Origin of the sequence: Pseudomonas sp. I2, assembly GCF_040984075.1 — a bacterium.
Classification (GTDB): domain Bacteria; phylum Pseudomonadota; class Gammaproteobacteria; order Pseudomonadales; family Pseudomonadaceae; genus Aquipseudomonas; species Aquipseudomonas guariconensis_B.
In genome coordinates this window covers 1-21,069 of record NZ_JBCGFQ010000046.1, presented here as the reverse complement: position 1 = coordinate 21,069, position 21,069 = coordinate 1, and the positions used below count along the sequence as shown (strand labels likewise).

The 21,069-nt window shown below is 66.9% G+C and carries 17 protein-coding genes and 1 pseudogene; 12 read left to right on the top strand and 6 right to left on the bottom strand.

Annotation, left to right across the window (positions count from 1 at the left end):
* Positions 1-70 precede the first annotated feature (70 nt).
* Both WCE05_RS20610 and WCE05_RS20605 read left to right on the top strand, forming a co-directional pair.
* Positions 71-1,867 (top strand): glycoside hydrolase family 15 protein, encoded by a 1,797-nt coding sequence (locus tag WCE05_RS20610; protein ID WP_253168379.1) that lies wholly within the window; start codon positions 71-73, stop codon positions 1,865-1,867.
* Between the two features lie 117 nt (positions 1,868-1,984).
* Positions 1,985-4,180, top strand: coding sequence for an OsmC domain/YcaO domain-containing protein (locus WCE05_RS20605; RefSeq protein ID WP_253101560.1), 2,196 nt, complete (start codon positions 1,985-1,987; stop codon positions 4,178-4,180).
* 27 nt (positions 4,181-4,207) lie between these two features.
* Here WCE05_RS20605 and WCE05_RS20600 read toward each other — a convergent pair whose 3' ends face one another.
* Together WCE05_RS20600 and WCE05_RS20595 are read right to left on the bottom strand one after the other, a co-directional pair.
* A complete protein-coding gene (locus WCE05_RS20600; RefSeq protein ID WP_225789142.1) occupies positions 4,208-4,912 on the bottom strand; it encodes an SDR family oxidoreductase in 705 nt (234 codons plus the stop codon).
* Positions 4,913-5,024: 112 nt separating this feature from the next.
* Entirely contained in the window at positions 5,025-5,912 is an 888-nt protein-coding gene (locus tag WCE05_RS20595) for a LysR substrate-binding domain-containing protein (protein ID WP_368816472.1), read from the bottom strand.
* 186 nt (positions 5,913-6,098) lie between these two features.
* On the opposite strand from WCE05_RS20595, the gene WCE05_RS20590 reads away from it, so the two are divergent.
* Genes WCE05_RS20590 through WCE05_RS20570 form a run of 5 tightly spaced genes read left to right on the top strand, consistent with a single transcriptional unit; the run spans position 6,099 to position 10,390 of the window.
* Positions 6,099-6,449 (top strand): Zn-ribbon domain-containing OB-fold protein, encoded by a 351-nt coding sequence (locus WCE05_RS20590; protein WP_368816471.1) that lies wholly within the window; start codon positions 6,099-6,101, stop codon positions 6,447-6,449.
* Complete coding sequence (locus WCE05_RS20585; RefSeq protein ID WP_368816470.1) at positions 6,446-7,588, top strand: thiolase family protein; 1,143 nt, start codon at positions 6,446-6,448, stop codon at positions 7,586-7,588. Before WCE05_RS20590 ends, WCE05_RS20585 begins: the two co-directional genes overlap by 4 nt.
* Before the next feature lies 1 nt (position 7,589).
* Positions 7,590-8,357 carry an SDR family NAD(P)-dependent oxidoreductase gene (locus WCE05_RS20580; RefSeq protein ID WP_368816469.1) on the top strand — a complete coding sequence of 256 codons (768 nt, stop codon included), beginning with the start codon at positions 7,590-7,592 and terminating at the stop codon, positions 8,355-8,357.
* 10 nt (positions 8,358-8,367) lie between these two features.
* Positions 8,368-9,174, top strand: a complete 807-nt coding sequence (locus tag WCE05_RS20575; protein WP_368816468.1) for an enoyl-CoA hydratase/isomerase family protein — start codon at positions 8,368-8,370, stop codon at positions 9,172-9,174.
* A gap of 16 nt (positions 9,175-9,190) precedes the next feature.
* A complete protein-coding gene (locus tag WCE05_RS20570; protein ID WP_368816467.1) occupies positions 9,191-10,390 on the top strand; it encodes a CaiB/BaiF CoA transferase family protein in 1,200 nt (399 codons plus the stop codon).
* Between the two features lie 3 nt (positions 10,391-10,393).
* On the opposite strand, the gene gcvA is transcribed toward WCE05_RS20570, so the two are convergent.
* Both gcvA and WCE05_RS20560 read right to left on the bottom strand, forming a co-directional pair.
* Complete coding sequence (gcvA, locus tag WCE05_RS20565; protein WP_368816466.1) at positions 10,394-11,302, bottom strand: transcriptional regulator GcvA; 909 nt, start codon at positions 11,300-11,302, stop codon at positions 10,394-10,396.
* Between the two features lie 167 nt (positions 11,303-11,469).
* On the bottom strand, positions 11,470-12,900 hold the full coding sequence (locus WCE05_RS20560) for an aldehyde dehydrogenase (protein WP_368816465.1): 1,431 nt from the start codon (positions 12,898-12,900) through the stop codon (positions 11,470-11,472).
* Between the two features lie 254 nt (positions 12,901-13,154).
* Here WCE05_RS20560 and WCE05_RS20555 point away from each other — a divergent pair, with 254 nt between their 5' ends.
* Positions 13,155-14,498: an MFS transporter gene (locus tag WCE05_RS20555; protein WP_368816464.1), complete on the top strand. Its 1,344-nt coding sequence runs from the start codon at positions 13,155-13,157 to the stop codon at positions 14,496-14,498.
* 51 nt (positions 14,499-14,549) lie between these two features.
* Here WCE05_RS20555 and WCE05_RS20550 read toward each other — a convergent pair whose 3' ends face one another.
* Together WCE05_RS20550 and WCE05_RS20545 are read right to left on the bottom strand one after the other, a co-directional pair.
* Entirely contained in the window at positions 14,550-15,674 is a 1,125-nt protein-coding gene (locus WCE05_RS20550; RefSeq protein ID WP_368816463.1) for a mechanosensitive ion channel family protein, read from the bottom strand.
* Between the two features lie 178 nt (positions 15,675-15,852).
* Positions 15,853-16,761 (bottom strand): LysR family transcriptional regulator, encoded by a 909-nt coding sequence (locus WCE05_RS20545; protein ID WP_225789144.1) that lies wholly within the window; start codon positions 16,759-16,761, stop codon positions 15,853-15,855.
* A gap of 366 nt (positions 16,762-17,127) precedes the next feature.
* Here WCE05_RS20545 and WCE05_RS20540 point away from each other — a divergent pair, with 366 nt between their 5' ends.
* The 4 genes and pseudogenes from WCE05_RS20540 to WCE05_RS20525 all read left to right on the top strand — a co-directional run.
* On the top strand, positions 17,128-18,432 hold the full coding sequence (locus tag WCE05_RS20540) for an MFS transporter (RefSeq protein WP_368816462.1): 1,305 nt from the start codon (positions 17,128-17,130) through the stop codon (positions 18,430-18,432).
* Positions 18,433-18,462: 30 nt separating this feature from the next.
* Positions 18,463-19,704, top strand: a complete 1,242-nt coding sequence (locus tag WCE05_RS20535; protein ID WP_253081741.1) for a Zn-dependent hydrolase — start codon at positions 18,463-18,465, stop codon at positions 19,702-19,704.
* Positions 19,704-20,726, top strand: a complete 1,023-nt coding sequence (locus WCE05_RS20530) for a histone deacetylase family protein (RefSeq protein ID WP_253081740.1) — start codon at positions 19,704-19,706, stop codon at positions 20,724-20,726. The genes WCE05_RS20535 and WCE05_RS20530 overlap by 1 nt, the downstream gene beginning before the upstream one ends.
* 185 nt (positions 20,727-20,911) lie before the next feature.
* Positions 20,912-21,069: pseudogene (locus WCE05_RS20525) on the top strand (IS256 family transposase); the annotation flags it as partial.

The window sequence follows — 21,069 nt, the reverse complement described above, 5'->3', positions numbered from 1 at the left end:
CCAGGGGCCGAGTCGATCGCCGATGAGCCCGGGAGCGGCCTGTCATCCGCAGTGCAACAGAGGAGGCGCCATGCCAGCCCCGATCGAAGACTACGCCCTGCTGGGCAATTGCCGCAGCGCCGCCCTGGTCAGCCGCGACGGCTCCCTCGACTGGCTCTGCCTGCCACGCTTCGACGCCCCCGCCGTGTTCGCCGCCCTGCTCGGCAACGAGGAAAACGGTCGCTGGCGCCTGGCCCCCAGCGACCCTGTGGAAGCCACCCAGCGTCGCTACCTCGACGACACCCTGGTGCTCGAAACCACCTACATCACCGCCACCGGCCGCGCCCGGGTCATCGACTGCATGCCCCTGGGCGAGCACAATGCCGTGGTGCGCATCGTCGAGGGCCTGGCCGGCGAAACCGCCTTCGAGATGGACCTGGTGCTGCGCTTCGACTACGGCCGCAGCGTCCCCTGGGTGGAAAAGCTCGACCCCTTGACCCTCAGCGCGGTCGCCGGCCCCGACCGCCTGATCCTGCGCAGCACCGAGGCCGTGCACTCTCGCGATCACCACAGCGTCAGCCGCTTTCGCGTGTGCGCCGGCGAGCGCCAGGTCTTCAGCCTGCGCCACCAGCCTTCGCACCTGCCCCCGCAACCTGACTTCGACATCGACCAGGCCCTGGAGCGCAGCATCAGCCAATGGCAGGCCTTCGCCGCGCGCTGCCCGGACGTCGGCCCCTGGACGCCGCTGGTGCGCCGCTCCCTGTTGACCCTCAAGGCCCTGACCTACGCCCCCACCGGTGGCATCGTCGCCGCCGCCACCACTTCGCTGCCCGAGCGCGTCGGCGGCGAGCGCAACTGGGACTACCGCTACTGCTGGCTGCGCGACGCCACCATGACCTTGCTGGCCTTGATGAACCTGGGCTACTTCGACGAGGCCCAGGCCTGGCGCGAATGGCTGCTGCGCTCGGTGGCCGGCAACCCCGAGCAGATGCAGATCATGTATGGCTTGGCAGGCGAGCGGGACCTGCACGAGTTCACCTTGCCCTGGCTGGCCGGCTACGAGCACTCCCAGCCAGTGCGTGTCGGCAATGCCGCCGCGCAGCAGTTGCAGCTGGATATCTATGGCGAGCTGGCCGACGCCATGACCCAGGCCATCCGTGGCGGCCTGCCACGCCACCCGCGCAGCTCCGCCATCGCCCGGCTGATCCTGCCGTACCTGGAGAAGATCTGGCGCGAGCCTGACGAAGGCATCTGGGAGGTGCGCGGCGGGCGCCAGCACTTCGTGCATTCCAAGGTCATGGCCTGGGTCGCGTTCGACCGTGCGGCGAGCCTGTCGGACACCACCGAAGAAGACCGCGAGCGTGGACGGCACTATCGCCAGGTGGCGAACGAGATCCACCGGGACGTCTGCCAGCAGGGGCTGGACCCAAGCCGCCAGTGTTTCGTCCAGGCCTACGGCTCGAGCGAGGTGGATGCCAGCCTCCTGCAGATCGCCCTGACCGGTTTCCTGCCGGCCGATGACCCGCGTTTCCTGCGGACCCTCGAACAGATCGAGCGACGCCTGCTGCGCAACGGCCTGTTGCTGCGCTACGACAGCGACCGTTGCAGCGACGGGCTGACGCCTGGGGAGGGGACTTTCCTGGTCTGCTCGTTCTGGTTGGCGGACGTCTACGTGCTGCTCGGGCGGCATGCGCAGGCGCAGGCGTTGTACGAGCGGCTGACTGGGTTGTGCAATGACGTGGGCTTGCTGGCCGAGCAGTACGATCCCTTGGGCAAGCGCATGCTGGGCAACTTCCCGCAGGCGTTCAGTCACATCGGCATCATCAATACCGCGTTGAACCTGCACCGGGCGCAGTGTCCGGTGCGAGACCGGGCCAGTTGCGGTTGAGCCCGGTAATCCTCTGGGGCGCGAAGCGGCCGCAATTGGCATCACGCTTGGCTTAGCGGGACAGCATCAGGATAATGGCGGCCATTTCGTTCTGCTCGCTCTCTCTGGTGCCCCCGCATGGAAATCAAGGTCAATTTTCTCGACAACCTCCGTCTCGAAGCCAAGTTCGACGACTTCACGGTGGTTGCCGACCAACCTATCCGCTACAAGGGCGATGGTTCGGCACCAGGGCCGTTCGATTACTTCCTGGCCTCGTCGGCGTTGTGTGCCGCCTACTTCGTGAAGCTGTACTGCAACACGCGCAATATCCCCACCGACAACATCCGCCTGTCGCAGAACAACATCGTCGACCCGGAAAACCGCTACAACCAGATCTTCAAGATCCAGGTCGAGCTGCCCGCGGACATTTCCGAGAAGGACCGCCAGGGCATCCTGCGTTCGATCGACCGCTGCACGGTGAAGAAAGTGGTGCAGACCGGCCCTGAGTTCGTGATCGAGGAAGTGGAGAATCTCGACGCCGATGCCCAGGCCCTGCTGATGCCAGACGCAGACGCGCACGCCAGCACCTACATCGTCGGCAAGGACCTGCCGCTGGAGCAGACCATCGCCAACATGTCGGGCATCCTGGCGGGCCTGGGCATGAAGGTCGAGATCGCCTCGTGGCGCAACATCGTGCCCAATGTCTGGTCGCTGCACCTGCGCGATGCCCACTCGCCGATGTGCTTCACCAATGGCAAGGGCGCCACCAAGGAAAGCGCGCTGGCCTCGGCCCTGGGCGAGTTCATCGAGCGGCTGAACTGCAACTTCTTCTACAACGACCAGTTCTGGGGCGAAGACATCGCCAATGCGGCGTTCGTGCACTACCCGGACGAGCGCTGGTTCAAGCCCGGGCGCAAGGACGCTCTGCCGGCCGAGATCCTCGACGCCCATTGCCTGGCGATCTACAACCCCGACGGCGAGCTGCGTGGCTCGCACCTGTACGACACCAACTCCGGCAACGTCGAGCGTGGCATCTGCTCGCTGCCGTATGTGCGCCAGTCGGACGGTGAGGTGGTGTATTTCCCGTCCAACCTGGTCGAGAACCTGTTCCTGAGCAATGGCATGAGTGCGGGCAATACGCTGGCCGAAGCGCAGGTGCAGTGCTTGTCGGAAATCTTCGAGCGTGCGGTGAAGCGCGAAATCCTCGAAGGCGAGATCGCCCTGCCCGATGTGCCGCACGAAGTCCTGGCGAAGTACCCCGGTATCCTGGCCGGTATCCAGGGGCTGGAAGAGCAGGGTTTCCCGGTGCTGGTGAAGGATGCGTCGCTGGGCGGGGCGTTCCCGGTGATGTGCGTGACCTTGATGAACCCGCGTACCGGCGGTGTGTTCGCCTCGTTCGGCGCCCACCCGAGCTTCGAGGTGGCGCTGGAGCGCAGCCTCACGGAGCTGCTGCAGGGCCGCAGCTTCGAGGGCCTGAACGACCTGCCGCAGCCCACCTTCGAAAGCCAGGCGGTGACCGAGCCGAACAACTTCGTCGAGCACTTCATCGACTCCAGCGGCGTGGTGTCGTGGCGTTTCTTCAGCGCCAAGGCCGACTTCGAGTTCGTCGAGTGGGACTTCTCCGGCCAGGGCGACGACTCCAACGCCGAGGAAGCCGAGACCTTGTTCGGCATCCTCGAAGACATGGGCAAGGAAGTCTACATGGCGGTGTACGAGCACCTGGGGGCAACCGCCTGCCGCATCCTGGTGCCGGGCTATTCGGAAATCTACCCGGTGGACGACCTGATCTGGGACAACACCAACAAGGCGCTGCTGTTCCGTGCCGATATCCTGAACCTGCACCGCCTGGACGATGCCGCCTTGCAGGCGCTGCTCGAACGCCTGGAAGACAGCGAACAGGATGACTACACCGACATCACCACCTTGATCGGCATCGAGTTCGACGACAACACCGCCTGGGGCCAGCTGACGATCCTGGAGCTCAAGCTGCTGATCCATCTCGCCCTGCAGCAGCTCGAAGAGGCCAAGGAACTGGTGGAGGCCTTCCTGCAGTTCAACGACAACACCGTCGAGCGCGGCCTGTTCTACCAGGCCCTGAACGTGGTGCTGGAGGTCGTGCTGGACGACGAGCTGGCGTTGGAGGACTACGAGGTCAACTTCCGCCGGATGTTCGGCAACGAGCGGATGGACGCGGTGCTCGGCTCGGTGGACGGCAGCGTGCGCTTCTACGGCCTGACGCCCACCAGCATGAAGCTGGAGGGGCTCGACAGGCACCTGCGGCTGATCGACAGCTACAAGAAACTGCACGCGGCGCGGGCCCGGCTCGCCTCGTGACCGGGCCCTGCGGGGGCGGGGTGGCGGTCAGACGCTGCGGGTCAGGCCGCCATCGACGCGCAGGTTCTGCCCGGTGATGTAGGCCGCGCCCTCGCTGGCCAGGAAGGCGATGGTGGCGGCGATCTCCTCGCTCGTGCCGTAGCGCTTGAGCGGCACGCTGTCGCGGCGTTGCTCGGTGGCCGGCAGGCTGTCGATCCAGCCCGGCAGCACGTTGTTGATGCGGATGTTGTCCTTGGCGTAGGTATCGGCAAAGAGCTTGCTGAACGCCGCCAGGCCTGCGCGGAACACGGCCGAGGTGGGGAACAGCTCGCTGGGCTCGAAGGCCCAGGCCGAGGAGATGTTGATGATCACGCCGCCTTGCTGGCGCTGCATGACCGGCGTGACCAGGCGGGCAGGGCGGATCACGTTGAGCAGGTAGGTGTCCATGCCCTCGTGCCAGTCGTCGTCGCTGAGCGCCAGGATCGGCGCGCGCGGGCCGTGGCCGGCACTGTTGACCAGCACGTCGATGCGCTGCCATTGCTGCAGGGTGGCGTCGATCAGGCGTTGCAGGTCGTCGTTGGACTGGTTGCTGCCGGTCACACCGATGCCGCCCAGCTCCTTTGCCAGCGCTTCGCCTTTGCCCGAGGACGAGAGGATCGCCACCTTGAACCCCTCCGCGGCCAGGCGTCGGGCCGCCGCTGCGCCCATGCCGCTGCCGCCGGCGGTGATGATCGCTACTTTTTCTACTGACATAAGGCCTCCCTTGGGGCTGTGGTCCGGTGAATGGCCACCAGACTAGCACCGGCCAATACGTGGGCGGGAGGCAGGTGACCTTCGTTGTAACAGTAGAAAAACTACTGGGTTGTCAGCGCGCCTGGCGTAGCAGCCACTGGCGTACGGTCTCCAGCGCCGCCGGCATGCCGCCCTTGCGCGGCCATACCAGGTAGAAATGCTTGTCCAGGTGCAAGGCATGGTCGAAGACCAGGGCCAGGCGCCCGGCCTCCAGGTCGCTCTGCACGAAGAAGTGGCTCGACAGCGCCAGCCCCTGGCCGGCGATGGCCGCTTCGATGGCCAGTGAGGTCTGGTTGAAACGCACGTTCTTCGGCATGGGCTGCGCCGGTTGCCCGAACAACCCGGCGATGAATTCAGGCCAGAAATTGTGGGCGTCGTGCAGCAGCAGGAAGTGCTGTAGCTGCTCGAGGTTCTGCGGCCTGCCCCTCTGCGCCAGCAGCGTTGGGCTGGCCACCGCGACCACGCGCTGCTCCAGCAGCCGCTCGGTGTTGAGCCCAGGGCCGAACGGTGGATGGCCGTAGCGCACGGCGAGGTCCACGCCATCGGCATGGAACTGCGACAGGCGGTCGGTGGCCAGGACCCGCAGGTCGATCTCGCCATGGGCCTCGGTGAAGGACGCCAGCCGCGGGATCAGCCATTTCGAGGCGAAGGTAGGGGTGACGCTCACCGTCAGGTGGCTGTTGCCTGGGCGCAGGGCGCTGGTTGCCTCGCTGATCAGGGCGAAGGCGTTGCGCAGAGTCCTGCTGTAGCCCAGGCCCGCGTCGGTCAGCCTGAGCCCGCGCGGCAGACGCTCGAACAACTTGATGCCCAGGTTCGCTTCCAGGGCGCGGACCTGCTGGGCCACGGCAGCCTGGGTAACCCCCAGCTCCTCGGCCGCGAGGCGGAAGTTCAGGTGTCGGGAGGCGACCTCGAACACACGCAGGCCGTTGAGTGGGGGGAGGGTGGCTGGGCCGTCGGTCATGAGGGGGCGCTTGTCGACAGGGAGCGGTGAGGATAACAAAGCGCGTGGGCCGAGCCGACCACGAATGGGCTGGCTTGAGTTTTTCTCAAGCAGATGCGTTCTTTATATCGTTTGTCGGGTTTTCTCCACTTGCCGACCATTGGCCAGGACACCGTCGCCACGGTACCTGCAAATGGAGAACAGACAATGACCACCGCCCTGTGGAGCGACACCGCTCCTGCCGCGCTGCTCGCCTCGCGCCACCGCACCAGCGGTCGCCTGGCCTTTCCCCCCCTGCCCGAGCACTCCCCCCTGCATGACCAGTACGTGCAGGTACGTCTGCCCGACCAGGGCCACATCTACAGCTTCACCCTCATCCACCCGTCCCCCAAGAGCGGCCTGGCGCCCTTCGCCCTGGCCTACCTCGACGTCGAGGGCCCGGTGCGGCTGTTCGGTCGGGTCAACGGCCAGCAGCGCCCGCGCATCGGCGAGCGCTGCCGCATCGTCGCCGACGACACCTATGGCTATTCGTTCGAACCGATGGAGGCAGGGCAATGAACCAGATGCATATGATGGGCGGGGCCATGACCCGCTTCGGCAAGCACCCGGGGGTGATGGCGCCGGAGCTGGCCCAGCAGGCCATCCTCGCCGCGCTGGCCGACGCTGGCGTGGCGTTGCAGGATATCCAGGCGGTCTACTGCGCCAACGTGCTCGGTGGCATGATCCTCGGCCAGGTGATCCTGCGTGACCTGGGCTTGGAGGGTATCCCGGTCTACAACATCGAGAACGCCTGTGCCAGCGGCGCCACCGCCGTGCACCTGGCGCGCCACGCGCTGCTGGCCGAGCAATACGACACCGTGCTGGTGTTCGGCATCGAGCAGCTGACCCAGCTGGGCGGCGGCACCATCCCGATGCAACGCAACGACGAGAAGACCGACTTGTTCGCCCGCGCCGGCATGGTCCTGCCGGCGGTCTACGCCATGCGTGCCACGCGCTTCCTGCATGAGCGCGACGCCCGCCCGGAGGACTTCGCCCAGGTGGCGGTGAAGAACCGCTACCACGGCTCGCTCAACCCCTACGCCCAGCAGCAGGACGAGGTGACGCTCGAGCAGGTGCTCGCCTCGCGGATGATCGCCGACCCGCTGACCCTGTTGCAGTGCTGCCCGTCCCAGGTCGACGGTGCCGCCGCGTTGGTGCTGGGCACGCGGCCGGGGCCGCACCGGGATGTCCGTGTGCTGGGTTCGACCGTGGTGTCCGGCCTGTGCGAGGGGGCTCGCGACGACATCCTCGACGCTGAGATCACCGCCCGGGCCGCACGCCTGGCCTATGAACAGGCAGGGGTCGATCCGCGCAGCGTCGACGTGGTCGAGCTGCACGACGCCTTCACCATCGCCGAACTGCTCTATTACGAGGCCCTGGGCCTGGCCGCCGCGGGTGAGGCGGTGGGCCTGCTGCGCGCCGGCGCGACCCGCCTCGGTGGGCGAGTGCCGGTCAACCCCAGCGGCGGCTTGCTGGCCAAGGGGCACCCGCTGGGCGCCACGGGTGTGGCGCAGATGGTCGAATTGATGTGGCAGTTGCAGGGGCGTGCCGGTCGACGCCAGGTCGAGGGGGCGCGTATCGGCGTGGCCCAGTGCACCGGTGGCGGTATCGCCGGGGTCGATCATGCAGCGTCCTCCGTTCATGTGCTGGGGGTGTGAGATGAGCCTTGCAAGCAGGTTCCACGACGGCCAGGTGGCCGTCGTCACCGGTGCCGCCCGGGGCATTGGCCTGGGTATCGCCAGCCGGCTGGCCCGTGCTGGCGTCTTCACCTACCTGTTCGACCGTGACGAGGCGGCTCTGCACGAGGCGCTCGGGCAACTGCGCGGCGAAGGCCTGGGAGCGGACGGCATCGCCCTGGACCTGACCCAGGCCGAGGCGGTCGCCAGCGCCTTCGCCCAGGTCGGCCAGGCGCACGGTGCGCTGCACTTTCTGGTCAACAACGCCGGGGTGGTGCGCGACAAGCGTTTCCTGAGCATGAGCGAGGAAGACTGGGACCTGGTGGTCGATACCAACCTGCGCGCCCAGTTCCTGTGCTGCCGTGCCGCCTTGCCGCTGATGCTCGACGGCGCGTTCGGGCGCATCGTCAACCTGTCGTCGCGGGCCTGGCTCGGTGGCTTCGGCCAGGCCAACTATTCCGCTGCCAAGGGCGGCGTGGTCAGCCTGACCCGCAGCCTGGCCATCGAGTTCGCGGCCAAGGGCATTACCGTCAATGCGGTGGCGCCGGGCATCGTCGATACGCCGTTGTTCCGCAGCTTCGACGACACGGTGCAGACGCGCCTGAAGGACACGGTACCGGTCAAGCGCATCGGCACCGCCGACGACATCGCCAATGCCGTCGAATTCTTCCTCGACCCCGCCAGCAGCTACGTCACCGGCCAGACGCTCTATGTCTGTGGCGGGCGCAGCCTGTCCTCGGCCAGCGTGTAAGGAGCCTGACATGTCCGTCCTGCTGGAAATCCATGGCGCCGTGGCGCGCATCGTCCTCGATCGCCCCGAGGCGCTCAATGCCCTGGACCTCGACTCGCTCAGGGCGCTGCGCGCCAGTCTCACCGAGGTGCGCGACCGCCCTGAAGTCCGCGTGGCCATTCTCACGGGGGCCGGCGAGCGGGCCTTCTGCGTCGGTGCCGACCTCAAGGCCACCCGCAGCAGCGAGGCCTCCTACGCCCAGGGCCTATTCCTGGCCAACGAACAAGCCGCCGACGCGGGGCTGTACATCCGCCTGATGGACCTCACCGATCTGGAGTTGCGCAAGCCGCTGATCGCAGCGATCAATGGCCACTGCCTGGGGGGAGGCCTGGAACTGGCGCTGCAGTGCAGCCTGCGCCTGGCCTCGGCCAGCGCCACCTTCGGCCTGCCCGAGGCGGCGGTCGGCTCGGTGCCGGCGGTCAGCGGCCTGCATCGCCTGCTCAAGGCCGTGCCCTCGGCCCACGCCATGCAGATGGCGCTGACCGGGCTGCGCATCGACGCCCATCAGGCGCTTGGCATCGGCCTGGTCAGCGAGATGTTGGTCACCGCCGAGGCCCTGCACGCACGTGCCTTCGCCCTGGCCGAGCGCATCGCGGCGGCAGCGCCCCTGGCGGTGCAGGCATTGCAGGCGCTGTCGATGCAGACCGCGCACCTGTCCGAGCGTGACGCCCAGCGCCTCACAGAGCTGTACTGGGGCGTGCTGCGCGACACTGAGGACCGGCGCGAAGGGCGTGCGGCGTTCGCCGAAAAGCGTACGCCGCACTACCTGGGGCATTGAGGAGGAGATCGCGATCATGCTACGTGATGCCTTGAAAGGCCTGACCGTGCTGGACTTCACCCAGATCGCCGCTGGCCCGGCGTGCAGCATGTCGCTGGCCGATATGGGCGCCCGGGTGATCAAGGTCGAACCGCCCGAGGGCGAGCTGGGGCGCGGCCTCGGCCCAGCCTGGGTGGGCACCGACAGTGCCCTGTACCACGGTTTCAACCGCGGCAAGCAGGGGCTGTGCCTGGACCTCAAGCACCCCGATAGCCGCGCCATCGTCGAACGCCTGGTGGCCGAGGCGGACGTGCTGATCGAGAGCATGCGCCCCGGGGTCATGGCACGCCTTGGGCTGGGCTTCGAAGCGCTGTCGCAGCTCAACCCGGCGCTGGTGTACTGCTCGATCTCGGCCTACGGCCAACACGGGCCCTATGCCCAGCGTGCCGGGGTCGACGGCATCCTGCAGGCCGATTCGGGGTTGATGCGCCTGATCGGCCTGCCCGGGCAGCCGCCGTGCAAGGTCCAGGCCCCGGTGGTGGATGTGGTCACCGGCTACATGGCCTGCATGGCGATCCTCGCCAAGTTGCAGCAGCGTGCCCGGGATGGCCAGGGCGGGCACCTGGACGTCAGCCTGATGAACTCGGCCTTGGCCTTGCAACAGTCGTCGATCAACAGCTACCTGCATGATGGCCAGCTGCCCACCCCGATTGGCAGCGCCGCACCCTACGCTGCGCCCAACGAGGCGTTCAGCACCGCCGATGGCTGGTTGATGGTCGCTGCCTACAACGGCAACCGCTGGCTACGGCTGTGTCAGGTGTTGGGGCGCCCGGCACTGGGCGAGGATCCGCGTTTCCTGACCTCGGCGCTACGGGTGAGCAACCGGGGGCAGATGCAGGCCGAGCTCAACGCCCTGTTCGTCACCCGCAGCACGGATGAGTGGTTGCAGCGCCTGGGCGAGGCGGACATCCTCTGTGCCCGGGTCGCTGATTACGACGATGTGCTGCAGCACCCCCAGGTGGCAGCCAGCGGCATCCTGGCCAAGGTCGAGCACCCGCGTCACGGGAGCCTGCGCATGGTCGGTTTTCCGGTCAACAGCGCCGAGGCGGCGAGCGAACCCTACCGGCCCGCGCCGAGCCTGGGTGAGCACAACCATGAGGTGCTGCGCGGCCTGGGCTTCGACCAGGCGCGGATCGATGCCTGGCAGCGTACCGGCGTGCTGCGCCAGGCCGGTTGAGTTTCAGGCTTCGCCACGGGTCTGGCGCGCCTGCTCCAGCAGCCAATGGCGGAACACCTGCATGTCGGCGGACTCGGGTCTGTGCGCCGGGGTCAGCAGGTAGTAGGTGTAGGCGCCCTTGTCGACCACCTGCGGGAAGGGGCGCACCAGCGTGCCTTCCCGCAGTTCCTTTTCCACCAGGAACAACTGCGCCATGGCCACGCCCTGGCCGCCGACCGCGGCGGCATAGGCCATGGACGAACTCTGGTAGCTCATCCCCGCCCGTGCATCCACCTGCCCGATCACCCCGATTGCCTGCAACCAGCAGGCCCAATCGTCGGGGCGGGCGAGCGAGTGCAGCAGGGTATGGCGAGCCAACTGCGTGGGCGCGTCCAGGCCTGGCGGCGAGGTCAGCAGGGCAGGGGCACAGACCGGGGCCAGCAGGTTGTCGCTGAGCACGTGGCAGTTGCAGTTCGGCCAGTCGCCAGCGCCCAGGCGGATGGCCGCGTCGAGGTCGTCGCGCTGGAAGTCCACCGGGTCCAAGGAGGCGCTGAGCAGTACCTCGATCTTCGGATGGTCGTGGTGGAAGCTGGCCAGTCGCGGAATCAGCCACTGCATGGCGAAGGTGGTGTAGGCGCGCACCTTGATCTGGCGCCGCTCGGGCGGCCGCTTGAGGTTGCGGGTGGCGCTGCGCAGTTGCTCGATGATCCGTGCCACTGCCTCGAAGTACTGACGACCGGCGGGGGTGAGGGTGATCTGGCGATGGCCGCGGGTGAACAGCGGCTGCTCCATGTACTCCTCGAGGCTGCGGATCTGCCGCGACACGGCACCAGGGGTGACGTTCAGCTCATCGGCGGCGAGGGTAATGCTCGAATGCCGGGCGACGGCCTCGAAGGCGCGCACGGCATTGAGTGGGGGAAGTCTGTCCTTCATGGGATCTACTTGTAGGAGGGGAAGCGGGCGATAGCTTAGAGCATAGGCCAGGTCGGGCTGGCGCTCATTCAGGGCTGCGTCGTTGCGCAGAGCGCATTCGGGCTTGGTGGGTGAATGTTGGGGCCGCAAAGCGGCCCCAGGTTTAGCGGGAACAAGACAAGGTCGCGTCAGAGGCGGATGATCACCGACTTGAGCTGGGTGTAGTGGGACAGGGCCTCGATACCCTGTTCGCGCCCATAGCCGCTCTGCTTGAAGCCTCCGCATGGGGTCTGCACGAAGCCGCCGCTGTATTCGTTGACCACGATGCGTCCGGCTTCCAAGCCCGCGGCGACCCGGTGCACGCGGCCGATATCGCGGCTCCAGATGCCAGCGCCGAGGCCGAATTCGCTGTCGTTGGCCAGGCGCAGGGCATCGGCCTCGTCCTTGAACGGGATCACGCAGAGGATCGGCCCGAAGATCTCCTCCCGGGCCAGGGTCATGTCGTTGCGCACGCCGGTGTAGACGGTCGGCTCGATGTACCAGCCCTGGCCCAGCTGTGCGCCTTGCGCGACCTTGCCGCCGATGGCCGGCACCAGGCCTTCGTCGCGGGCGATGGCGAAGTAGCTCTGGATCTTCTTGAACTGGGCCTGGGTGGTGATCGGCCCGGACGTGCAGTCGAAGTCTGGCCCGACCTTGAGCGCCGCTACCTGCTCCAGCAGCAGCTCGACGAAGCGGTCGTGGATGCTCTGCTGTACCAGCAGGCGCGTGCCGGCGCAGCACCACTGGCCGCTGTTCCAGGTGAAGGCGCGGGTGGCGCCGTGGGCTGCGGCTGGCAGGTCGGCGTCGTCGAACACGATGTTGGCCGACTTGCCGCCCAGCTCCAGGGTCAGGGGCAGGATGCGCTGGGCGGCGATGTGGCCCAGTTGCTGGCCAGCGGTGAGGCCGCCGGTAAAGGAGATCTTGCGCATCAGCGGGTGGTTGGCCATCACCGGGCCGAGCACGCTGCCCTTGCCGACCACGACGTTGAACACGCCGGCGGGCAAGCCAGCCTCGACGGCGATCCTGGCCAGTTCTACCAGCGACGCCGAGGTGTGTTCGGAGGGCTTGGCCACCACTGTGTTGCCGGTTGCCAGGGCTGGGGCGATGGCCCGTGCGGCCTGGTGCAGGGGTGCGTTCCAGGGCAGGATCGCGCCGGTCACGCCGAACGGGTCGCGACGGGTGTAGACGTGGTAGTCCGGGCCTTGATTGATGACCTCGCCGTCCTGCACGTTGACCAGCCCTGCGTAGAATTCGAAGTACTGCGCGGTGAGGTCGACTAGGCCGGCCATCTCCTGGCCCGGCTTGCCAGTCTCGGCGCTTTCCAGCGCGCCCAGGCGCGCCTCGTTCTGACGGATTGCCCGGGCCACCTCGAGCAGCACCCGGCCGCGTTGCGCCGGGCGCAGGTCACGCCAGGCCGGGAAGGCGGCATGGGCGGTGTCGATGGCCAGGGTCACGTCCTCGGCGCTGCTGCTGGCGACTTCGCCCATCTTCTGGGCGGTGCGTGGGTCGATCTTGTCGACATAGTGCAGGCCCGTGGGGGGCAGCGAGCGGCCGCCGATGTAACTCTCTACTCTGATCACTGCCAGATTCCTCATCGTTGTTGCAGGCGCCTGCGCCCATGCGGACCGTAGGCGGTCAACCTGCATCATTCGCCCGCGCCAGGGCCCCTTCAAACGACTTTTCGGCGCCTTTCGCTTGAGTAAAACTCACGCAAGGGCGGGGGCCGTGGATTGACTTTCGCTCAACCCAGGCGCGCATAAAACTCGCTTCACGCGCCCAGGGGCCGGTGCCATCGTTCCCTGACAAAAAGAATATGCGCTCCAGGGAGCCAGACATGAACAATGACAACGACGCGGTACTTGCAAGCATGCCCCAGGCTCAGACCTCCCACGCCGCCACCGGTGGCCGCACCCTGACCCGGACCGAGCGCAAGGCGATCGTCGCCGCCACCCTCGGCACCATCGTCGAGTACACCGACTGGGTGATCTACGCGACCTTCTCCTCGATCCTCGCCCGCCAGTTCTTTCCCGCCGAAGACAAGCTCAGTGCGCTGCTGTCGGTGCTGGCGGTGTTCGCCGTGGGCTTTCTCATGCGCCCGATCGGTGGCGCGGTGCTCGGTGTATTCGCCGACCGTTATGGGCGCAAGAAGGGCCTGACCCTGTCGATCCTGATGATGTCCCTGGCCTCGCTGGTGATCGGCCTGTGCCCCAACTACGAGAGCATCGGCATCGCCGCACCGATCATCCTGGTGCTGGCGCGCCTGGCCCAGGGCTTTTCCGCAGGCGGCGAGTTCGGTTCCGCCTCGGCCTTCCTGATCGAGTCCGCGGCGCCGGAGCGGCGGGCTTTCGCCGGTTCCTGGCAGTGGTTCGCCATCAACGCCGGCACCCTGGTGTCGTTCCTGCTGGGGTTCACCCTGGCGTCCGTGGGCAGCGAAACCGCCCTTGAGACCTGGGGCTGGCGAGTGGCCTTCGTGATCGCCGCACTGCTCGGCCTGGTCACCCTGTGGATCCGCCTGTCGGTGCGCGAGACCGAGGTGTTCACCTTGCAAGTGGAGAAAAAGGCGGTGCCCAAGCGCCCGCTGCGCGAGATCTTCACCACCTACCGCAAGGACGTCCTGCGGGTCATCGGCATCGCCATGGCCGGCAACATGCTCAACTATGTGTGGATGGTCAGCTACCCCAGCCAGGTGCACCTGCTGACCGGTATGTCGATCCGCGACACCTTGCTGGCCGGCTCTGTCGCCGTGGGCGTGTCGCTGCTGCTGATGCCGCTGGTGGGCACGCTGGCTGATCGCGTCGGCCGACGCCCGGTGCTGATCGCCTTCGCCGTGGGCGCGATGCTCTGGGCCTGGCCGAGCTTCGCCCTGTTGTACCCGGGCATCGGCCTGGTACAGGTGGCATTGTTGCAGACCGTGTCGATGGTGATTCTCACCGGGTTCGGCGCTGCCTCGGCGGTGACCATGGCCGAGCAGTTCCCCACGCAAGTGCGGGTGACGGGCATCGCCTTGCCCTATGCGTTGTCGGTGACCCTGTTTGGCGGCACCTCGCCTTACATCATGACGGCCATGGCCGGGTGGGGCATCGGTCACCTGTTCTGGCTGTATATCGTGCTGATCGCGCTGGTCAGCTGCATTACCTATGTGCGCATGCCGGAGATGAAGGGGCAGCCGTTGCGCTGAGGAGGAGGCGACAGCACGGGCAGCCTCGGGCAACCCTCTCGCGCAGGGTGTTCACGAGTCCCTCGCCCTGGCTCCGCCGGCGCCTTGGCCCACCTGGTTGGACGCCTCTGGCAACGAGGTGACCTTGATCGCCCGCGCCGGCACTGCGAACTTCGCACCGACCTTGGCGAACCGCTCCAGCAACTGGAAGTTGATCGCCTGCTGGATATCCATGTAGAGGTTGTACCCCGGGTCGAGCACGATGTAGACGCACTCGAACTCCAGCGCCTCCTTGCCGAATCCGCGCAGGTGGGCGCGGTCGAAGCGTACCTGGCCCTGGGCCTTGATGGCCTCCTCGACGATACCCGGGGCCTTCTTCACCGCTTCGGTGGGCGTGTCGTAGGACAGGCCGAACTCGAAGACGATGCGCCGCTCCTGCAGGCGCTTGTAGTTCTGGATGGTGCTGCTGATCATCCCGGCGTTGGCCATGACGATCTGTTCGCCACCGAGGCTGCGGATGCGTGTGGTCTTCAGGCCGATGTGCTCCACCGTGCCGGCCAGAGGGCCGATGACGATGAAGTCACCGACTTCGAACGGCTTGTCCACGGCGATGGACAGCGACGCGAACAGGTCACCGAGCACGTTCTGCACCGCCAGGGCCACGGCGATGCCGCCCACGCCCAGGCTGGCGACGAAGGCGGTGATGTTCACGCCCAGGTTCGACAGCATGGCCAACAGCACCACCGACCACAGCAGCACCCGGGCGCCCCACAGCGACAAGGTGGCCAGGGCGCTGCCCTGGTAGGTGTTGCTGGTGGCGTGACGGGCGAAGTAGCGGGACAGGCCGAGGGCGATCGCCCGGTTGATCCACAGGCCGATTTGCAGGGCGGCGACCACGAACCACAGGCTGCCGACCCGCTCCAGCCACCGTTGCGGCAGGTCCAGCACGCTGAGCCCGACGAGCAGGGCGGCGAGCAGCAGCAGGAAATTGCTGGTGCCCTCCAGCACCTTGACCAGCACCTGGCCGAACTGTCCATCCCGGCCGGACCAGTTGCGCACCCGGCGCAGCAGGAAGCTGATGGCCCAGCGCACGACCACGAAGATGAGGATGCTCACCCCCAGGGCCAGCAGCAGGTTCAGCACCGAGATGCCGAATAGCGTGGTGGTCGTCAGCAGGTCCAGGAATCGTTCGTTCATCGTCGCTATCCCTCCAAGGCTGTTTCGACTGCAGGCCGCCCAGGCGAGCCGCGGGCCGGGTGGGCACATGGTGCTTAGAAACGGGCGGGACCTTGGGGTTGGAAGAGACTGAGGAAAACTCGACGAACGGTATGGCTGGAGGGAGAGGGCCGGGTACTGAGGCAAGCCCCAATGGCACTCAGGCAAGGCTCGCCTGCAGGGCTTCGATGAACTCACGCTCGGCACGGCTCATGCGCTGGTCGCGGTTCCACAGCAGGTGGATGTCGACGTCGGCGATCCCTTCGTGGGGCGGCAGCCGCCACAGCAGCCCGGCGTCCACGTCGGGGGCGACCACATGCTCGGGCAGGCAGCCGATGCCGAACCCCGCGATCACCAGGCGACGCACTTCCTCGAGGCTCGGCGAGGACGCGACGATGCGCCCGGAAAACCCTTGCTGGTCTCGGAAGATGGTGAGCGGCGAGAGCATGCCGCCGATCTGGTCGCTGGTGAAGCTGACGAAGTTCTCCCGTTGCAGGTCGCCCTCGGGCTTGCCGAACAGGGCGTGGTGCTTGCCGCAGAAGAACGCATAGCGCTGGCGCAGGAACAGGCGTTGCTCCAGGCGCGGCTGGGGCCGGCGATTGAGGCTCAGGCCGGCGGTGGCGGTCTTTTCCTGCAGGGCCGCGACGATGTCGGAGCTGCGCATCACATCGATCTCCAGCTCCACGCGCGGGTGCTGGCGGTGGAAGTCGGCGAGGAAGTCGTCGAAGCGTGTCGAGCAGATGCGGCTGATCATCAACAGGCGCACCTTGCCCACCAGCTCGTCGGTAGGTTGCTCCAGCAGGCCACCGATCTGCGACATTTGCCCGTACACCTCGCCAGAGAGCAGGAACAGCTGTTCGCCCACTTCGGTGAGGACGAAGCGTGGCCCGCGGCGGGCGATGAGCTGGCGGCCGAGCTGTTCCTCCAGGCGCTTGAGTGCCTGGCTCACCGCTGGCTGGGTCAGGTGCAGGCGGGCGGCGGCGCGGCTGATGGAGAGTTCCTGGCCGATGACCCGGAAGGTGCGCAGCAGGTTCCAGTCGAGGCGGTCGTTGAGCAGGCGGTCGGGCATGGCGGGCTCGATAATAATCAGGGCTAATAGTTCGAATAATAAATAGAAAATTGACTAATCATAGCCCTGAGCCGATAAATCGTAGCCAGGGCAAGGCTGTCGCAGGTTTGCCCTGATGCCAGTCAGTCCAGCCTTGCAAGCGCCCCTTCGCGGGCAAGCCCGCTCCCACAGGGGCCGAGTCGACCACGAAAGGGGCGGTTTGCAGGGGCCTTGTGGGAGCGGGCTTGCCCGCGAAGGGCGGTAAGCACCGCCTGGTTGACCGGCACAGTATTCGAGCACCACCCAACAGCTTGACCAGGCGCCGACAGAGCGCCGCCGTGAGCCCCTAATCACTCCTGCCAGAACAAAAGCAAAGGAGCCAGACCCATGAAGCCTTCCGCTTCGCCCCAGCCGCGCCGTGCCGCCGCCGCCGCGTTCATCGGCACCATGATCGAGTGGTACGACTTCTATATCTACGCCACCGCCGCCGCCCTGGTGTTCGGCGCCTTGTTCTTCCCCTCCGACAACAGCCTGTTCAGCACCATGGCCGCCTTCGGCACCTTCGCCGTGGGTTTCTTCGCCCGCCCCCTGGGAGGCCTGGTTTTCGGCCATGTCGGTGACCGCATCGGGCGCAAGAAGTCCCTGGTCATCACCTTGCTGATGATGGGCGTGGTCACCGTGGGCATCGGCCTGCTGCCGACCTATGCGCAGATCGGTGCCACCGCGCCGGTGCTGCTGGTCCTGCTGCGCATCGTCCAGGGCATCGCCGTGGGCGGTGAGTGGGGTGGGGCGGTGCTGATGGCCGGCGAGCATGCGCCCAAGGGCCGGCGCAACTTCTTCGCCTCGTTCGCCCAGCTTGGCAGCCCGGCCGGCCTGATTCTCTCGCTGCTGGCCTTCGGCGCGGTGACCCGCCTGCCCGAGGAAGAACTGATGAGCTGGGGCTGGCGTGTGCCGTTCCTGGCCAGCGCGCTGTTGCTGCTGGTGGGCCTGGCGATTCGCCTGGGGGTCAATGAGTCGCCGGAGTTCATCGCCAGCCGCGAGCAGGCCGAAAAGACCCGGCGCAAGGAACAGGCGCCAGTGCTGGAGGTGCTGCGCACGGCCTGGCGGCCATTGCTGCTGTGCATCGGTGCCAACACCCTGGGCATCGCCGGGGTCTACTTCACCAACACCTTCATGATCAGCTACACCACCCAGCAACTGCACCTGGAGCGTGCGCTGATCCTCGAGTGCCTGTTCTTCGTGGCGGTCATCCAGCTCTGCGTGCAGCCGCTGGCCGCCTGGGTGTCCGAGAAAGTGGGCGCCACCCGCTTCCTGTGCCTGGTGTCGTTGCTGGCCATGGCCTCGCCGTACCCGATGTTCGTGCTGGTGAGCTCCGGCCAGGGGCCGCTGATCGTGCTCGGCATCGCCCTGGCGGCGGCGTGCATGGCCTCGTTCTACGCGGTGATCGCCGGCTACGTCAGCGGCATGTTCGAAACCCGCGTGCGCTATACCGCGATCTCCATGGCCTACCAGGTCTGCGGCGCCATCGCCGGCGGCCTGACCCCGCTGATCGGCACCTGGCTGGCCCATACCTTCACCGGGCAGTGGTGGCCGATGGCGCTGTTCTACAGCCTGATCGCCACGATTTCCCTGATCTGCGTCCTGGCCCTGGCGCGCCAGTACGCCCGCAGCCAGCACCTCGAGCTGGCCTGATCCACACCGATTCGATTGGAGTACCCGTACATGTTGAAAAGCAATGGCGAGCGCCTGTGGGCGAGCCTGATGGCCATGGCCGAGGTCGGCGCCACCGCACGTGGTGGCAGCTGCCGTCTGGCGCTCAGCGATGAAGACAAGGCCGGCCGCGAGCTGTTCGCGGCCTGGTGCCGGGAGGCCGGGTTGAGCCTGTCGGTGGATGCCATCGGCAACCTGTTCGCCCGCCGCCCAGGCAGCGACCCGGATGCCGCGCCGGTGATGATGGGCAGCCACCTGGACACCCAGCCTGAAGGCGGCCGTTTCGATGGCGTCTATGGGGTGCTGGCGGGCCTGGAGGTGGTGCGTCGTCTCAACGACCTCGGCATCCAGACCCGCAAGCCCCTGGAGATTGCCGTGTGGACCAACGAGGAGGGCGCCCGCTTCACCCCGGCGATGTTCGGCTCGGCGGTGTTCACCGGCACCCTGGCGCTGGACGAGGCCCTGGCCATTCGCGATGCCGAGGGCGTCAGCGTGGCCGAGGCGTTGCAGCGCACCGGCTACGCGGGTTCGCGCCCATTGGGCGGCAAGGTCGATGCCTACTTCGAGGCGCACATCGAGCAGGGCCCGATCCTCGAGGACAACGCCAAGAGCATCGGCGTGGTCAGCGGCGGCCAGGCGATCCGCTGGCTGGACGTGACCGTCGAGGGCATGGCGGCCCACGCCGGCACCACGCCGATGAAGCTGCGCAAGGACGCCCTCTACGGCGCCGCGCGGATGATCCAGACGGTGGAGCAGTTGGCCGCCGACTTCGCCCCCGAGGGCCTGACCACCGTGGGCGAGCTGTCTATCGCCAAGTCCTCGCGCAACACCATCCCGGGGGTGGTGCGCTTCACCGTCGACCTGCGCCATCACCGTGACGAGGCCATCGAGGCCATGGAGCGCGACCTGGGCCGGCACCTGCAGGCCATCGCCGAGACACGCGGCTTGCAGGTGCGTATCGAGCGCCACTGGGTCAGCCCGGCCACGCCGTTCGATCCTGCATGCGTGGCGGCGGTGCAACAAGCGGTGGATGGCCTGGGCTATGCGCAGCAGCCGATCGTCAGCGGCGCCGGCCACGATGCCATCCTGCTGGCGCGCTACTGCCCGACGGCGATGGTGTTCATCCCCTGCGTCGGTGGCCTGAGCCACAACGAAGCTGAGGACGTGCTGCCCGAAGACGCCCGCCAGGGCGCGGATGTACTGCTCAACGCCGTGCTGGCCCGTGCCGGTCGTGTAGAACAAGGAGACGTCTGATGCGTTGCTACTTCCACCCCGAACAGCTGTTGCACCATCCACGCAGCTACTACTCCCGAGGCGCCATGCGCACGCCCCAGGAAGTCCCCGAGCGCGCCCAGCGCCTGCTGCAGGCGGCCAAGGACCTGGGCTTCGACATCCGCCAGCCCGACGATGCCGGCCTCGGCCCGCTCAAGGCAGTGCATGGCGAGGCCTACCTGGCCTTCCTCGAAGAGGCCCATGCACGCTGGAAGGAGGTGCCCGAGGACTGGGGCGACGAGGTCATGTCGAACATCTTCGTGCGCGAGCCCAACGCCCTGCGCGGCATCCTCGCCCAGGCCGGGCGCTACCTGGCCGACGGCAGTTGCCCGGTGGGCGAGCAGACCTGGCGTTCGGCGTACTGGTCGGCGCAGAGCGCGGTGGCGGGCGCCAAGGCCATCCTCGATGGCGAGCCCGCGGCCTATGCCCTGTGCCGCCCGCCAGGGCACCATGCGCGTTTCGATGCCGCCGGTGGCTTCTGCTACATCAACAACGCCGCCGTCGCCGCCCAGGCCCTGCGCAGCCGCTACGGCCGCGTGGCGATCCTCGATACCGACATGCACCACGGCCAGGGTATCCAGGAGATTTTCTACGAGCGCAATGACGTGCTGTATGTGTCGACCCATGGCGACCCGACCAACTTCTACCCGGGTGTCGCTGGGTTCGAGGATGAGCGTGGCAGTGGTGCGGGGGAGGGGTACAACCTCAACCTGCCGATGGCGCACGGGGCCAGTGAAGCCGACTTCATGGGGCAACTGGAGATCGCGCTGGATGCGGTGAAGGACTTCGGTGCCGAGGTGCTGGTGCTGTCGCTGGGCTTCGATATCTACGAGCTGGACCCACAGAGCAAGGTGGCGGTGACGACCGAAGGGTTTGCGGCGTTGGGTGAGCAGATTCGGGCGTTGCGTTTGCCGTGTCTGATCGTGCAGGAAGGGGGGTATCACCTGGAGAGCCTGGAGGCGAATGCGCAGGCGTTCTTTGCGGACAAGGGGGATTGGCGTTAAGCGGGCAAGGGCCGGCAGTTGCGTTGTCGCTGCTGGCCTTTTCGCGGGCAAGCCCGCTCCCACAGGGTGTCGAGTCGGTCACGAATGATGTGGTTTGCAGGGCCTTGTGGGAGGCCTTGGCGGGGCGCCGGACGAGGGTGTCAGAAATTTTGTGTTCGGGCATAACATGAGTAAGAGGTGCATGTATGCCAACCAAAAAGAAACCCTTGCGTGACTTGCCCAAAATCCCCAAAGAGCTGCTGGAGCAGTTCGGTGAGGGCCTGATGACCGCAGAAGCTATCGAGGATGCCTCTGCGGCGTTTAAGAAGGCCCTGATCGAACGCGCGCTGCATGCCGAGCTTGG